General features: G+C 50.0%; 15 protein-coding genes. 4 read left to right on the top strand and 11 right to left on the bottom strand.

Translation table 11 applies throughout. The features are described 5' to 3' along the window. Positions 1-4 precede the first annotated feature (4 nt). The 5 genes from ACYVB1_RS19135 to ACYVB1_RS19115 all read right to left on the bottom strand — a co-directional run bounded on the left by ACYVB1_RS19135 (position 5) and on the right by ACYVB1_RS19115 (position 4,810). Positions 5-901, bottom strand: a complete 897-nt coding sequence (locus ACYVB1_RS19135) for a cyanophycinase (protein WP_460925418.1) — start codon at positions 899-901, stop codon at positions 5-7. 101 nt (positions 902-1,002) lie between these two features. Further along, on the bottom strand, positions 1,003-1,413 hold the full coding sequence (locus tag ACYVB1_RS19130) for a hypothetical protein (protein ID WP_460925417.1): 411 nt from the start codon (positions 1,411-1,413) through the stop codon (positions 1,003-1,005). Positions 1,414-1,419: 6 nt separating this feature from the next. Beyond that, on the bottom strand, positions 1,420-2,307 hold the full coding sequence (locus ACYVB1_RS19125) for a TIGR02587 family membrane protein (protein WP_460925416.1): 888 nt from the start codon (positions 2,305-2,307) through the stop codon (positions 1,420-1,422). A gap of 486 nt (positions 2,308-2,793) precedes the next feature. Next, the gene (locus ACYVB1_RS19120) at positions 2,794-3,099 is read right to left on the bottom strand and encodes a hypothetical protein (protein ID WP_460925415.1); all 306 of its coding nucleotides are present in this window, start codon (positions 3,097-3,099) and stop codon (positions 2,794-2,796) included. A gap of 994 nt (positions 3,100-4,093) precedes the next feature. Beyond that, positions 4,094-4,810 (bottom strand): response regulator transcription factor, encoded by a 717-nt coding sequence (locus ACYVB1_RS19115; protein WP_460925414.1) that lies wholly within the window; start codon positions 4,808-4,810, stop codon positions 4,094-4,096. A 327-nt stretch (positions 4,811-5,137) separates the two neighbouring features. On the opposite strand from ACYVB1_RS19115, the gene ACYVB1_RS19110 reads away from it, so the two are divergent. Continuing rightward, the gene (locus tag ACYVB1_RS19110; protein WP_460925413.1) at positions 5,138-5,686 is read left to right on the top strand and encodes an NUDIX domain-containing protein; all 549 of its coding nucleotides are present in this window, start codon (positions 5,138-5,140) and stop codon (positions 5,684-5,686) included. A 38-nt stretch (positions 5,687-5,724) separates the two neighbouring features. On the opposite strand, the gene ACYVB1_RS19105 is transcribed toward ACYVB1_RS19110, so the two are convergent. The 3 genes from ACYVB1_RS19105 to ACYVB1_RS19095 are packed head-to-tail and all read right to left on the bottom strand — an operon-like array spanning position 5,725 to position 9,705. After that, positions 5,725-7,233 (bottom strand): glycoside hydrolase 5 family protein, encoded by a 1,509-nt coding sequence (locus ACYVB1_RS19105; protein WP_460925412.1) that lies wholly within the window; start codon positions 7,231-7,233, stop codon positions 5,725-5,727. Further along, positions 7,190-8,416, bottom strand: a complete 1,227-nt coding sequence (glf, locus tag ACYVB1_RS19100; protein ID WP_460925411.1) for a UDP-galactopyranose mutase — start codon at positions 8,414-8,416, stop codon at positions 7,190-7,192. The genes ACYVB1_RS19105 and glf overlap by 44 nt, the downstream gene beginning before the upstream one ends. Positions 8,417-8,457: 41 nt before the next feature. Then, the gene (locus ACYVB1_RS19095; RefSeq protein ID WP_460925410.1) at positions 8,458-9,705 is read right to left on the bottom strand and encodes a glycosyltransferase family 1 protein; all 1,248 of its coding nucleotides are present in this window, start codon (positions 9,703-9,705) and stop codon (positions 8,458-8,460) included. A 289-nt stretch (positions 9,706-9,994) separates the two neighbouring features. Here ACYVB1_RS19095 and ACYVB1_RS19090 point away from each other — a divergent pair, with 289 nt between their 5' ends. The 3 genes from ACYVB1_RS19090 to ACYVB1_RS19080 all read left to right on the top strand — a co-directional run bounded on the left by ACYVB1_RS19090 (position 9,995) and on the right by ACYVB1_RS19080 (position 13,063). Next, a complete protein-coding gene (locus tag ACYVB1_RS19090) occupies positions 9,995-10,717 on the top strand; it encodes a hypothetical protein (protein ID WP_460925409.1) in 723 nt (240 codons plus the stop codon). A gap of 290 nt (positions 10,718-11,007) precedes the next feature. Next, the gene (locus ACYVB1_RS19085) at positions 11,008-12,510 is read left to right on the top strand and encodes a PQQ-dependent sugar dehydrogenase (protein ID WP_460925408.1); all 1,503 of its coding nucleotides are present in this window, start codon (positions 11,008-11,010) and stop codon (positions 12,508-12,510) included. Continuing rightward, entirely contained in the window at positions 12,503-13,063 is a 561-nt protein-coding gene (locus tag ACYVB1_RS19080; RefSeq protein ID WP_460925407.1) for a hypothetical protein, read from the top strand. The genes ACYVB1_RS19085 and ACYVB1_RS19080 overlap by 8 nt, the downstream gene beginning before the upstream one ends. A gap of 127 nt (positions 13,064-13,190) precedes the next feature. Here the strand turns inward: ACYVB1_RS19080 and ACYVB1_RS19075 are convergent, their stop codons facing one another. The 3 genes from ACYVB1_RS19075 to ACYVB1_RS19065 all read right to left on the bottom strand — a co-directional run bounded on the left by ACYVB1_RS19075 (position 13,191) and on the right by ACYVB1_RS19065 (position 15,831). After that, positions 13,191-14,087: an alpha/beta fold hydrolase gene (locus ACYVB1_RS19075; protein ID WP_460925406.1), complete on the bottom strand. Its 897-nt coding sequence runs from the start codon at positions 14,085-14,087 to the stop codon at positions 13,191-13,193. A gap of 356 nt (positions 14,088-14,443) precedes the next feature. Further along, the gene (locus ACYVB1_RS19070; protein ID WP_460925405.1) at positions 14,444-15,373 is read right to left on the bottom strand and encodes a hypothetical protein; all 930 of its coding nucleotides are present in this window, start codon (positions 15,371-15,373) and stop codon (positions 14,444-14,446) included. Between the two features lie 92 nt (positions 15,374-15,465). After that, positions 15,466-15,831, bottom strand: a complete 366-nt coding sequence (locus tag ACYVB1_RS19065) for a hypothetical protein (RefSeq protein ID WP_460925404.1) — start codon at positions 15,829-15,831, stop codon at positions 15,466-15,468. Positions 15,832-15,833 lie beyond the last annotated feature (2 nt).

Genomic DNA, 15,833 nt, shown 5'->3' with positions numbered 1-15,833 from the left:
TATTTTAAATATGCAGCTGATCGTAGGTAGGAATGGTGTAGCACTCGTTCTTAGACAGCAAGTGCACCCTCATATTACGCACTGTAAGGGGTTCTCCTGTACCAATCTCATAGATATTGGTATCCGTAATGCCCATACCATCTACCACCGTTACAAGCCCACTACCTATTACACGTACCTGCTTTCCCTCTGTTACAAAAATAGCAGTGTCTTCCTCCAGTCCTATGCCCACACAACCCGGATTTGTTGCGATGCACTGCGCCATGCGTACGATACGGCCTCTTTCGATGAAGTGTGTATCAATGGCCACGTTCTTCAGGAACTCCAGACCGGTAGTAATACGAACGTCTCCTTTAATATAGCCCCCCTTTGTTTCCCCTTCGTAAATCATTGGAGTAGACATGGCGGCGGCTCCGGCACTTGTGCCTGCTATAATAATGCCTTCATCATAGGTAAACCGCTCTTTCATGAGTTCCAACACGGCCGTGCCTCCCAATATAGCAGTTAAGCGCAACTGGTCGCCGCCCGGGAAAATTATGCCTGATGCCCGCTCTACTATGTCACAGAACGCTTTATTCTTGGCATCAGGGCGATTTCGTATATCTATTACTTCTACGTTCGTGATGTTATGCTCTTTAAACACGTCGATGTAATCCCGTGCGATTTCCAGGGGAACAGTAGACGCTGTAGGTACGATGGCCACCAGTGGGTTCTCGCCTTTCAATTCATTAACAAAGAACTTCAGGATTTCCTGGCTCTCAAAGTTCACGTTTCGTTCCTGTTCCTCTGATAATTTGGCTTTTCCTTTATCCTCATGCCCGCCAATAGCAAGCAGCCGCCCTTTGGGAACCGGAGCCTCTTGATGGTCTTTATGTCGATCAGATACTTTCTTCTTTGTCATTTTGTGTTTCAGTTGTTAGACGGTCATTTCAATCAACATTGCTGTTATTTATGCTCACTTCGTGTTGTTCTGAATAGCGAAATGTAGAGATGAGGCAGGTGCTAGGGTTTTTGATAGCTTACCACCTGGCCTTTGACACTGCTTTCATTCTTAGGTTTACGGTTAAAAATCACCCAGCCCTCTCTCCTGGACTCCTTTGGCACAAACATCATCTGCAGTTCCACTTTTTCCAGCTGCTCCCCATCCTCCTGCAGGTATATTTCTACCATCACCGACTCTGCTGTCTCGCCGCCTTTATTATGCACCTGCACTCTGTACCGGGTAGGTTGTTGCGCAGAAGGGTCAGGCCACAGTTCCACATATAAATCCGGAGTGGAGGGTTTGTCGGCATAGACGTGGTAACCCAGGTAGCTGAATATACTTATAAGCAACAGCAGGCTTGCCCAGAACACAGCCCACTCCAGCATGTTCTTCTGGTCTATGACCTCATTCCCTTTGCTATTCTCTTCCATCTGAATCTACTTAATCAGCAGTCGCCCTGCAGAAGCACCCAGCGTCGCAATTACCCCCAGCGTAACACATTGGGCAACGGCATTCCAGAAGCTCATGTTTTCAAAGCGGCCAAAGAACCACAGGGCAAAGGCAGAGGCAGCGAGTGCAAGCAGGTAAGAGGTGCAGGTATCAAACGTGACATCATATAACATTTTACCCGACAGACTCATGGCTGTGCCTCTAAAGTCGCTGAAGTACACGACCACCAGGCTTAGCAGCAAAGAGACAATAGCCATAAAAAGTATATGAACAGGCTCTGCCTCCACTGCAATCATGAGTATTTCCTCGGTCGGTGCCACGTTGCCTCCCACCAGTATGGCGCCGCAAATAGAAAGTACAACCGCTGCCATTTTGCCGGACGCTCTTCTTTTTGAGTCTTCTTCAGGTTCAGCACTGGTGGTGTCCCGCCGTTGCGGGTCACCTTCTCTGCCTACGCCCAGTTGCGCCGTACCTACCGACACGCCTATAGATACAGCCATTGCCTCTATAATCACCTTGCCCATGATTTCCTCAACAGACATGCTGCTTAAATTCACCCGGTTCAGCATCAGCAATACTCCGAAGGACAGGGTGAGGCCTATTCCCATCTCCTCTACAGAATCCACGAACACACTGCGCCAGGAAGCATCAGCCCGCATACCAGCAAAGCGGTTATAGCCCAGTAGCAGCAGGTATGTTACCACCACCAGCACCAGCAGGTCCAGTGGCTTCACAATAAAGCCGGCCCACCACACCTCCATGGTATAGAGCAGGGGAAAGCTAAAAAGCAACCCACCGGCTATGCCGCGCGCATACTCTTTCAGCGACTGTGACACCGGCCTGTTCATGCTGTCCTGCCTTTGTTTCTGCTTCATCTACCTGTTGTAAAATATTTGTTCTTATCCTGCTGAAGCCAGCTCCAGGCGGTGCAAAGCAGCAGTTCATTTAGCCTGAGCAGAAGCTTTTGACAAGTAGATCTGCCGCATGGCTGCCGGGGGATAAGGTGTGAGGATTTACGTTGGCAGGTTTCAAGAGTTAAACACAGAGTGCAATTTCAGTACTTACACCTATCATGATTCAGGACTAAATACTGATTTACCCTTCGAAAGCGTACAATTTCAGCGTTAGAATCCTTCTTTTGCTGCACGTTGGGGAAAACAGGGCTGCTGATAATGCACCCCCATAAAATAGATGAAGCCTGCAAAGTGCAGGCTTCATCTATTTGAACACAAGAACATCTACTACTTGCAAAACATGTTAAAACAAAACTTAATCGAACTAAAACTATTAACTATGAAATCTGGTGTGTTCCTGGTTAACTACTGTTTTGATCTACCTACACTATGAAGAGGTAAGGGCTGCTATGCATTGTCTGGGTCAGATGGACGGGCACGCTCGCTTGCTGCCCCGTAGTTAAAGTGAATAAAATCACTATAAGAGGAGCCAGTGTTTAAATCTGGCTTTTTTTCGTCTGTAGCTAAGCCGTAGGCCACAGTAGCATAACCTCCCCCGCCGGATGTACGAGTGCTTTTTTTTACTTTAACAAAACCGGTTCTTTTTACGGGAGGGCACATCTGACCACTGTTCTGCGCTTCCTGTGTATTTGCCTTTTTGAATGAAAGTTTGCGTGGGCTGCTATGACTGCTATTGATTTTTGCTGTTCTCATAACTTTACTTCATTAAGTGAAGGGGTGCATGGTTGACGACAACACCTGTTATGGTGCTGCTACCTCTAAGGGTGAGGGGAAGGGTGGGTATGAAGAGCACCTGTGCTAAAAAGCAAGACGTAAGGAGGGCCATTCTCAGCACCCGTTTAAGTTTGGCCGCTCCTTAGTCTTGTAAATAAAGCGTTATAAAAACATATGCGTCAAAAGGTTGGCGCTGCTTTTAATCTTCTTTATTTACCTAAATTTACGTTTTGTTTGCACTAAGGTCAAGTCAGGCAGGCATTATTCAGTATTTCCACTTTGAAAATACCGTAATAACGCAGTTATCCGAAGCAGCTTTTTTAATATTTCTCTATTTGCCTAAACTGTTTTTTGCGTTCTCTTCAATTACCGCCTGTTTTAAAGGTATGCGTACTCCCTGATAAACTAGCCAAGGAGGCGAGAAGCACGATAATAGTGGTTATGAAGGTTCTTTTCTCTCCGGGAAAAAGAAAATAGATACGTAGGCAGACCGTATAAAATGGTAGTTTCGCTGTATTAGTAACCAATAACAGCACTTTTGTAAGCCTTGGCGGCGTGAAGGGCGTATAGACTGGAAACGACTGTTACACAGTGCAAAGATGTTTTTGGTTGGTTAAGCAATCTTTTAGTCACTGCCAATACGGGAAGACGTCCTGTTATAACAGTTCCAGAAAAGCTAATGATGTGGATGCTGATAAATGGGTGCTTAAGGTAATCCGTGTCATGTAGCTAATTTGGAAGGGCCTTCACTTTTCGACAGTAGTTGAAAGCGAAGGCCCTCTTTTTTTGGTATCACCTTATGCAGCCTTACTTCTGCCTAGCACATACCACAGCGAAGTAATATTTCCTGGATAGAACTGGCAGGAAACGAGCAAGGCCCATCAGGAGAACTGCAGCATAAGCTGTGCTTTTCCTGATGGGCCTTGTCCTGTTTGACCGTTTGCCCTTGCAAAGAATGGCTTAAAGCAGGTAACTAAGAATCGATACTGATATAACCGTTCTGGATGGCGTACTTTACAAGGTTTGCTGTGTTCTTGGCATTGGTTTTCTCCAGGATGTTCTGCCTGTGTGTTTCAATGGTTCGCTTACTTGTAAAAAGTTTATCAGCAATTTCAGCATTGGTATAGCCTTCTGCAATCAAACCCAGCACCTCCAACTCGCGCTTGGAAAGCACACTGTTGCTGCGGTTCGCCTTTTCTGTTTCTTCTTCCGGGCCTGAGGACTTATGCAGGAACTTAATAGCTAAATCGGCACACATAAACTGGCTGCCACTGGCAACTAATTTAATGGCAGAACGGAGTTCCGCTTTCCCGGTATTCTTCAGAATATAGCCCGAGGCACCATTTTCCATCATTTTTTGCACAAATGGCTCGCTGTTCAGCATCGAAAGCGCCAGCACTTTAACATCAGGAAACTGTTCTTTTACCTGCTTTGTCGCTTCGTATCCGTCCATCACAGGCATGTTGATGTCCATCAGCACAACGTCTGCAGCTATATGGTCCAGCAACTCCAGCAGTTCCTGCCCATTTGAGGCCTCTCCTACCACTTCCACGTCATCATCACCCTCCAACAAGGATCTTAATCCCTGACGGATTATGTTGTGGTCATCCGTCAGTATTACCCTTATTAAATTGTTCTCTCCCATTTTCGGTTCTTCTATGTTAACGATGCCGGAGCATCTGAATTTCATATGCTACGAATAGCATAGGATAACCCCGTGCCCTTACGCATGACTTAACGCCACTACCAAACTTATACGTAAGGCCTGAAGTTCCCGCTCACAATTTATCTAAAGTTTTAATAAGAATATGGTAATTAACACCTATTCTCCCTCTACGCATTAATACCTTAAACAGCAGCATCAGGAATCAAGGCTAAGCACCACCTTTACTCATAACCCTTGGTTTACTGTGCTGACAGCGTGTTTCTGCTCCGCATGAATCAGATTTCTACCCGGCAATGATAGCTGCAACAGGCCAAAAAGCGTAAACAGGTGCTACACGAATAAAAAGACAGCATGAAGATTAAGCGACGGGAAACAATATACGACGGCTTTTATACTTTTCGGAAAGTGATACTGGAAAACCAGGGCGACGAGATAGAAAGGGAGCAGTTTGACAGTGGCAGTGCAGCCACGGCTCTGGTATATGACACGACACAGGACAAGTACATTTTTGTTAAGCAGTTCCGGTACAGCGCCGAAACAGAACTGCTGGAGGTAGTAGCCGGTATTGTGGAGGAAGATGATCCGGAGAAAACAATACTAAAAGAAATAGAGGAAGAAATCGGGTACAAGGCAGACCATATTGAGCATGTGTGGGACTTTTTCACCTCTCCCGGTGCCTGCACCGAGGTGGTACATCTCTACTATGCCGAGGTAAGCGCAAAAACAGAGGAAGGAGGCGGCCTGGATGAGGAACACGAGCAGATAGAAATAGTGAGCTTTAGTGAAGAGGAGTTGCTGAGCCAGCCCCTGCGCGACGCTAAAACCATCATCGCCGTGCAATGGCTGGCAGCCCGCCTCGGCAAAACACCGCAACGGCAGGAAGTGAAGATAAAGAAGTAAATGCTTTTCCAGAGGAATTAACTCCCTGAACAAGCCACCTACTCAATCTTCCGGATAGCTAGTGCAACATCTGACACAACAGCAGGAATTACCACACTCAGGCTACCTAAAACGGTGTTCTGTGCTTCTTCCTGGAACATGGGCTTGCCTTCAGCTGTATTCCACATCGTAAAAAGGTATTTCCCCTCCGACATGCCGGGCACCTTCAGGCCTACTTCAATAGGGGATGCTGCCTGGTTTAGCATGCCACCACGCTTCTGAACTGTGTCTGTGCGCAGCACCCACACCACAGCCTGCTCCTGATCAGCACAGGCAAATACCGTTACTTTATCTGTACTTTTCTGCACCTCATGATTCAAGTTTTTCCGCCGGAAGCGTTTCCAGTCAATCAGGCTGGTGAAGGCAGCCAGGCTTTTCTGAGCACGGCGCATGCCATGGGTGAGGGTGTGGGGGTGGCGGTTGGGCCAGCGCATGCCCCCACCCGCACCGCCTGATGCAAAGTGTGCCCACTGCATGTGGCGGAAGTATTCATCATCAAATGGCTCCGGGAATGTTTTCTTCCTGTCTTTGAAGGCGTGGATAGGGCCGTGCTCGCTGTCAAAAAAGGGTTTAGCCCTGTTCATGTGCTCCAGCGCCTCACGCACCAGCCGCCCCGTTACAATGGCAGACCACAAGGTTTCCTTGGGATTGTTGATGGTGGCTGCATCATAAAAATGGGTGCTGGCAAAGTCCAGGTTGGGGTGCCGGAAAATAACATCTGCCACCTCAGGGTTCTCGTCCAGCACGGGTCCATAGAGCGACACGGTCTGGGGATGCGTACGGCCATACAGCCTCATTTCAGTTTCCCGCAGGTGCTCGCTTACCTCTTTAATGAAGCCGTAGAAGGCACTCGTCTGGTTGTTGGCATGGGCCGGGTGGATCTCGTTCCACAGGTCCCAGGCAAAGAGCGCACCGCTTCCGCCCCACCTTTCCGTCACGAAGGTGAACCTGTCTTTGATAAACTTCCGGGTATCTGCGCACAGCAACCACTGCGATCTGTCAGCGCAGGGGCCGCCATTCTGCTTGTTGTAGGGGTGGTGCTTCCACCTGATCCACATCCAGAAAGTATCCACGGGAGTGAGCAGTATGCGGAGTCCGTGCTTCTCGCAAAGGTGGAACAGGTCATCCCAGAGCCGTACCATATTGGGCGAAAACGTACCGGCAGGACGCTCGAAGTAGCGGTTCTCTGTTTGGGCATACTCCAGCATAAAGCGCAGGCAGGTAACCCCGTGCTGCGCCAGCCACGCCAGGTGCCCCTCTACCTGCTTCAGGTCTTTGCGCCTGAAAGCATTGGCAAAGTCAGGCCACGTAATGGCATCGTTCTGTCCAATAGGGGTCCAGTTCTCTCCTTCTTCCGTTACAAAATAGGGTGCATCAGGAGCTACCTGTATCCAGGGCAGGCCTTTTTTCTCTTGTTGAAGCGCCTGCTCAGGGGCCACGCTTTTATGCTTTCTTTTTTCTAAATCAATTGTTGTTGAACTTGGAATCAGCTGCTTTGTCCGCTCCATTTATGCCTCTCTTTAAGGTAGCCTCTACTAAAGTTCCCTTGCCGTTTCCGTTTCGGACCGCTACGCCATCCAATACAAGGGGCTTCTTTTCCTGTGCTGCTTTCAGCTTTTTGAAAAGCGTCAGCGACTGGGCCACTACCTGGTCCATATTATAGTATTTGTAGGTGGCCAGCCTTCCGGCAAAATGAACATCTTCCGTCTGGTCTGCCAACTTTTTGTACTGGCTGTAGATAGCCGCATTCTCTGCCTTCGGCACCGGGTAATACGGGTCTCCTTCTGCTTTAGGGTACTCGTACACAATACTGGTTTTAGGATGCAGCTGCCCCGTCAGGTATTTGAACTCTGTTACGCGGGTGTAAGCGTGCTCGTTAGGGTAGTTCACCACAGCAGTAGGCAGGTGCACCTCCTGCTCCAGGGTCTGGTGCCTGAACTCGAGCGAGCGGTAAGGCAGTTTCCCATACTTAAAATCGAAATACTCGTCCACAGGACCCGTGTAAATCATCTGCTTAAACGGAATCACGTCCAGTATCTCGTGGTAGTCGGTGTTAAGCATGATTTTGATGTTGGGGTGTGCCAGCATCTTCTCAAACATGGCGGTGTACCCATGCCTGGGCATAGCCTGGAAGGTATCGGTGAAATAGCGGTCGTCGCGGTTGTTGCGGACCGGCACCCGCGAGGTCACGGACTTGTCCAGTTCAGAGGGATCCATGCCCCACTGCTTGCGGGTATAGTTACGGAAGAACTTCTCGTACAGCTCCCGTCCTACCTTGCTCACCACCACATCCTCGGAGGTGCGGATTTCCGGCACCTGCTCTGCCACAGACTTGAAGAAGTCATCTACATCGAAGGCTGTCAGGTGCAGGCCGTAGAGCTTGTTGATGGTATCCAGGTTGATGGGCATGGGCACTAACTGTCCGTCCACGCTGGCCAGTACCCGGTGCTCATATGGCCGCCATTCTGTAAAGCTGGAGAGGTAGTCGAAAACGTCTTTTGAGTTGGTATGGAAGATGTGTGGCCCGTATTTGTGTACCAGTATTCCCTCCTCGTTATAGTGGTCGTAGGCGTTGCCGGCTATGTGCGGCCGCTTGTCTATGATAAGTACTTTCTTGTTTAACTGGGATGCAAGCCTTTCAGCCACCACACTGCCGGCAAAGCCAGCCCCAACTATAAGATAATCGAACATAAGTATCCCTTTCTGTTTTTTTATGTATTCATAACCTGCGCCTACTTCGCCTTTTCCTGCAGGGCCTGCCCCATGAGGGCCACCATGCTGCGCCATGTATTGTCCCAGGACCTGTCTGCCAGGAAAGCATCTACTTTGCTTTGCCATTCCTGATCTTCGGCCTGGTTCATGGCGGCCTCCACTGCCGTGGCAAATGCCTCAGGGGTTTGGGCAATGTGCACCAGCTTTGCCTCGCCATAAGGGTGCACTACATCCCGGACAGGCGTGGACACCACAGGTTTGCCTGCAGCCAGGTATTCTGGTGTTTTGGTGGGGCTGATAAACTCTGTTGATTCGTTCATGGCAAATGGCATGAGCGCCACCTGCCACCCACTGATGTAGGCCGGCAGGTCCTGGTAAGCCTTGCCCCCGAGATAATGTATATTCTGCCGCTGTGGCAAATCAGCCGGATCGATTTTTACCACCGGCCCCACCATCACGAGCTGCCAGTCTGGCCGTGCATCGGCCACTGCTGCCAGTAAGTCTAAGTCCATCCGCTCGTCAATCACGCCAAAGAAACCGATACGGGGTTCCGGTATAGCGGCCTGGTCGGCAGGCTGGTCTGTCTGCTGTTTTGCCCTGGCAAAATGCACCCTGTCAATACTGCTCGGGAACAGGTGCGTCTGCATGTGCTGCTTCTTTTTAGATTCATAGAGGCTTTGGCCGCCTGTAAATACCAAATCAGCCCTTTTGAACAGCTCCTGCTCCAGTTCCTTTATGCGTGGCGGCGAAAACTTAAACGCCGACAACTCATCCATACAGTCATATATGGTTAAAGCCGGGCTCAGGTGGTCAGAAAAGCTTAAGGCCATCGGGGTATAATACCAAAGCGCATAACGCTCCAGCATTTGCTCTTGCAGCAGGCTGTTCAGGAGCGTGCGTTGCGCCTCCTCCATTTGTTCTGCTGTTAAACCATGAGGCAGATAAGGCACCACTACATACAGGTTGTCTTCGCGCGGAGACACATCCAGAGCAGGAACAGGGGCGTCATGAAAGTTTGGCTCTTCTACAAAGAACACCCGCCTCCCGTGCTTTGCGAACCTCGACAGAAGGTGCTGCGGACGCTGGTATACAAAATCCCAACGGAGGTGAGACAGACAGACAACATCAGGAAGTGTTTCTAAAAAGCGGTCTGTTTCTGTTGTATTACTGTTTGTTTTGCCTTTTTTAGTCTGGGCTTTGGTTTCAGTGGCAGACAAATTTTCGCCGGAGCTTGCCGGAACCGGGGATATAGCGCTTGTTTCAAACATATTTAATTGTAGTAAAGCTGGGGCAGCTGGGGCAGCCTCAGCTGGAGCGAGTAAATGTCACTGTTCATACGGGTTTTTAAGCTTTTGAAATACGATATTATTACGTATTATGTCTAAGTATGAATACTCAAAAATGTTTAAACAATAAATTCATATAATCCTATATCCATTTATTTACTCCCTCCTTACATGCTATGATTTGCCCGGTTGCTGCCTATAGCCTGTTAAATAAAATGGTTTTCCGGAGGCTTTCTTATCTTTGCCAGCCTCATTAACAAAAAGCATATCCATGCCTGCAGCACCAGAAGAGACAGACAGCATATCAAGTAACGGAATAGGCCTTCGGAATGAGCGTTCGCTACATGCGGCCCTGAAACAGTGGGTTTCGCTGCCTGAAGACAGATTTGAGGTGCCCTTAGATGGTTACGTGATAGACCTCGTACGGGGAGAGCAGCTCATAGAGATCCAAACCCGCAACTTTTCAGCCATTCGTAGTAAGCTAAAATCACTTTTAACACAGCACAAAGTGCACCTGCTACACCCGGTAACATCAGAGAAGTGGGTGGTGCAGGTAGATCCAACAGGGGAAAAAGTTACTTCCCGCCGTAAATCGCCTTATAGAGGATTGCTGACGGATTTGTTTGAGGAATTGGTGCGGATACCGGAGCTAATGGCTCATGAAAACTTCTCGCTGGAGGTGCTTTTTGTTAACGAGGAGGAAGTAAGGTGCCGCGACGGAAAAGGCAGCAAGCATCGCAAGCGGGTGAGCGTGGTAGACAGGCGCCTGCTGGAAGTGGTGCAATCATACAAATTCAGGAATGCAGCGGACATGCTGGCATTTCTTCCGGCTACTGTTCCTCAGCCCTTCTCCAACAAAGATTTGGCTGCCTGTTCACGGCTGCCGCTCCACCGCTGCCGCCAGATAACCTACTGCCTACGCAAAATGGGTGCAGTTACGGTAGTAGGTAAAAACCGGAACGAACTGCTGTTCAGCGCTCGGGCAGCGGGATAAGCTGTTTTCGCCTTTCTCTTTCTTTCAGGGTGTTGCCTTCCTGCTGCCGAAGGACATTTCAGGATAACCTTTGCCTAGCTGCTGCTGTATAAATTACCCACATTATCCTGACGCAACCACTAATCCTATAACTGCTTTCCCTGCCTGCCACGGCGTAAAAAGCAGCTGAGATGGAGGTTATAAGCGGCCATTGAATTGATGGCGCTACACCCTTGCCTGCATCTCCCATTGCTAGAACATGTTCTGCTGCTTTAGCAGAGCGAAACAGCCTATACCTTTAAATTCAACCTATGGAAACAAGTAACGCAGAAAGGCGCAAGAACACCGGGTTCAAAATCTCGAAATCCAAATTCAAGGCAGGTACTGCCAGGCCCCAGGACCTCCACAACTTACCCACGCCCGCAAGACCTGTCGTGGATGCCCGCGATGTGGTAGTGCCGGAGGGATACACCGTGGAGCCTGTAATGGCAGGGCTCTCCTTCCCTACCGATATTGCTTTTGACGATAAAGGAACTGTGTTTGTAAGCGAAGGAGGCAGTTCCTGGCCTACCCGTCCCTACATGCCTGCCCGGGTGATTGCCCTGCACGCAAACGGTGAAACAGAGACGATCAACATGAACGTGCAGGCCGGGCCAAGGGGCATTGCCTGGCGGGACGGGGAACTTTACATGGCCCTGAAAGGCGGCTACCACATGCAAATTGTGAAGTATAACCTGCAGACGGGTGAGCTGAAAGTGCTGATTGACTCCCTCCCCAGCGGTGGCTGGCACGAACCGGGAGGACCCATTTTCGGGAATGACGGCCTGATGTATTTCGGAAACGGCTCTGTATCGCAGCAGGGCGTGGTGCTGCCGGCAGGTTTTACCGTGGACATGGCCAAGCACCCGCTGGCGCATGACGTGCCGGGGCAGGATGTAACCTTGAGCGGAAACAACGTGAGGAGCCGCGACCCGCGCATGCCTTACCCTTACATGGTTGAAACCGGACCCTTCAAACCATTTGGCACCGCCGCAAAAAAAGGAGAAGTAATAAAAGGAGATATTAACTGTAACTCTGCCGTCTGGCGCTCCCGCCCCGATGGCACCGGGATAGAGCTGCTGGCCTGGGGCATCCGAAACCCCTTTGGCATGGCCCTGAATGAGGAGGATGAGCTTTACGTAACAGACAACGATTACGAGGAGAAAGGAGAACGTGCCATCGCCATGGACCCGGACTGCATCTGGCACATCAAAAATGCAAAGCAGCCCTATGGCTCTATCACAACACCAGACTGGTACGGCTTCCCTGACTTCTGCCATGACGGGTTACCTGTAAACCACCCCTCGCACCTGCCGGGAAGAGGCACACCGGCAGAGCTGCTGATGGAAAACCATCCTCCGCTGGCAGGCCCGGCCGCTTTTCTGGAACAGCCGCACTCCTGCATGTGCCGCATGGACTTCTCCAAGTCCGATGCCTTCGGTTTCCGGGGCGAACTTTTTGTAGCCGAATGGGGAAGCATGGCCCCCTTGAACTCTCCACACCCGGAAGACCTTAGCCACGGGTTCAGAGTGATTCGGGTAGATGTGAAAAATGGAACGGCAGAACCCTTTATGCACAATAAAGAAATGGGACCGGCCTCCAAAGTAGGTGGCGGTGGCATCGAGCGCCCTGTCTCAAGCAAGTTCAGCCCGGATGGCAAAAGCCTTTACGTGCTGGATTTCGGTGCCGTACAGGTAACCTCTGGCAACATGCTGGCCTACGCCCACACAGGTGTACTTTGGAAAGTAACTAAAAAGGAAACGAACAATGGATAATACAACACACATGTCCCCCATCCTCATCGAGCTGAATAACGAAACCCGGAGCAAACAGTTGGACAGGGCCGCCACCTGGTTTAACAACGTGCTGCTGACGCAGGCATCTTACCGGAAGTTAGTTGAAGATACAGTTGAGAAAATAGACGAGCCACACATCAAACAATATCTTGCTGAAATTGCGATGCGTGCCGCAACCCACGAAGAGGTGATACGGGGTGAGCTGTTTTCGGCCATAGACCGAACACCGTCCGACACACGCACCTTGCTGGGAACGATGGCCGGTAAAGCGCGTGAGGCCCTGGGCGATATGATAGCGTTAACAGGCGGGGCAAGTGGTCCCTGGCAGGACCTCCACCAGGTATACCTCTCCAACTATAACTCCATGGGCGCGATTGCGGTGGCAGAGCAACTGGGTTTGGCGCTGGGTCTCCCGCAGGTGGCGCATATTACCTTCCAGCTAGTGGCAGATAAATCTACCGACCAGCTCCTCTTACAGGAGTGTGTGCTCGAAATGTGCTCTATGGCAATTCTGTATAATGAGCGGTTTTGAGGTGGAGCAGTCAATGTTTGATAAAAAAAGGCTGTCATTTCGACCAAAGGGAGAAATCTGATATAACTTAGTACTTCAGATTTCTCCCTTTGGTCGAAATGACAGCACAAAAAAAGGAAGCATGCCTTCACCTAGGCAGCATTTGCCTGGAGCGTTCAGCAATTTGAGCAATCTTTTCTGCAATGGCTTCCCACTGCTCCTCCTGCAGCAGGTGCTTGGCCGGGAGTTTCGTTACTTCTTCTAAACCTGCTGCTTCCTTTACTTCCGTGCCATAGCGCTCGTAGCGTAATCCTGGGTCTTCAGCTCCCCAGATGGCCTGTACCGGGTAAGGCACATTCTGAACTGCCTCATAGCACAGTTTCCTGTACTCCTCTGTGCTAGCAAAATTGCGCATTATCTTCAGAAAGGCATCTCCACCATCCTCGCGTTTAAGCAGGTCTACGTATGCGTATATTTCTTCTTTTGGAATAATCTCTGAGTTGGAAACACCTCCGCTAGAAAACATCAGGTTCCAGGTAGTGTGCTGCAGGCCTGCCAGCTCTGCCTCGCCCAGCAAAGGCTTTTCGAAGGGGCGCATGGGCAGTGGCTTCTGAAAGTTTACCACATCCACCCACGTATTCAGTATCGTCAGCGACAGTATCTTCTCCTTGTTTTCAGCCGCCAGGGCAAAACCGATGGGCCCGCCGATGTCGTGCACAACGAGGTGATACTTCTCCAGCCCGAGTTCTTCGGCTGCCCTTGCACAGAAAATGGCGAAACTGGGAAAAGAGTATTCAAAATCTTCCGGGCGTTCTGCCAGGCCTAAACCCGGCAAATCAACAGAAACACCGCGAAAGCCTTTATCGGCTAAAGACCGAAGCACCTTCCGGTACAGAAACGACGAAGTAGGTACGCCATGAATACAAAGGACAGCTTCCCCGCTTCCGTAATCAAGTGCAAAACTCTGCACGTCGCCGACACGGAAGAACTTTCCGGAGGAACGGTGCTGCTCAATTACCTGTTCGACAGTTAAATTATTACTCATACGCAACAAGGTTGGTGAAATTGAATTGTACGCACTCAGCATCAGGAGGATACTTTTCTCCAGGGGATAAGTGGCAGGTGTGGAAAATGGTCGATGTATCTGTCTTCTTTCCCTTCCTAAATGCAAGCGGGTACAACACCAGTCCCAGCGGGACGACCTGTCAATATAATCAGTTTATCCTGATGCTTCTTTAGCTCCGGCGGAGCGACCTGATTAAATTATATGAACAGGTCGCTCCGCCGGAGCTAAACGTGCTTAGAGACTGTCAGGTTAGCTACAGGTCGTCCCGCTGGAACTAATAGGGCTCGTTTATCTTGTACAAATTTCCGCCTTTTGTGCCTTCTTCAAAAGTTAGACTATGGCTGCGTAAGCTTTAGATCTCTGCGCAGTGGCTGGAACTCGCTTTTATTTTTGGTCCAGTAGTCCTGCAGCATTACGGCTTTACGGGTGGCTCTGCTTACTTCTTCCTGCCCATTCTCCAGCTTACGTACTTCTTCCCAGCCTGCAATGTCATAAGGAAAAGCCTTGTGAAAGTATATGCGGAGCACGCGGGGATAACCGGTATAGGCAACGGTGCACATGTTCAGCTTACCTGCTTCAAAGCCCGCTATCGCAGTATGAACTGGCTCAACGGAAACAGTGGCCTCCTGTGCCTCCAGCGGGAAATGGGTCAGGCGCTGGTCGAGCAGGCCTGGTATCAGCTTCATTTTTCCCGTCGGCACTTCTTTAGGGTTCAGGCGGATGAGGTTCCAGATTTCATCTTCGGAGCGGGCATTGATTTGGAGCTGCTGGTCTCCCTCTTTTTCAAAGTAAGAGCGAAGCTCCACCTTATAGCCATCAGCCTGCCGGTTCATCTGCGTATAGGTCTGCCCGCACCACTCCTGCACACTGGCTGCAATTTTTACCGCCGGCACCTTGTCGTACACCGGGGTGAAGGAGGAAAGCATCATCGAGTACGGGTAAATGCCGGTGACGAAGTTCTTGGTCATGTTCAGCTTCAGCACTTTCTGCGCATCCTTTTCATTCTCCTGTGGGTTATCCAGCTTTACCTGTTTGGCGCGGGAAAAATCTTCTGTCACAAAAATAAGCACGGCTTCCCCCTGGCGCTTTTCGCCGTAGCGGTACTGCTCCAGGTCATAAGAACTCAGCTCAGCTTTGCCCTGGCACCAGTATTCTTCAAAGGCCTTAAAGTCTACTTTCCTGTCGCTTTTGTCTGCGTCAGAAGCCCCTAGCGGGCTGCAGGCAGCAACGGAGAAAATCAGCAGGAGGTATGTCAGTAGCGTCATGTTGATCTAGATATTGATGGTTGATGTTTCGCAAGATAAGTTTGCTCCTTATGGGGTTCCAGCGGGACGACCTGTTGATAGATAGCCATTGGTTAGCTTCTCGCATCCCGCAAAGCAGCCTGTATCGCCTGCTTTAGCTCCTGTAGGTTTTTCAGCTGATTTAGCTGCCTGGCATCCAGCAGCACTTCCGGCTCCTTCTCCCCTGTTTGCAACGCCACGAGCGGATAAGCTTTATGAGAAGCCCTGTGCTTCCATTCATTGCGGTAAATAAACTCCACTTCCAGGGGCAGCTGTTGAACATAATCCGCCCACTCCTGCTTCATCGTGAAAGTGCCATAAGTCAGTGCGCACAGGTTGCAGTTGTATGTAGCCGGCGAAATGGCTTTATGCGCAAAATCGGTCAGCTTATTGAAAAGACCCGTTTTGGCATTGTAGACAAACTGCAGTTTTTGGCTCATAG

This window comes from Pontibacter brevis (genome assembly GCF_054779655.1).
This window is presented reverse-complemented; position numbering and strand designations above follow the sequence as displayed.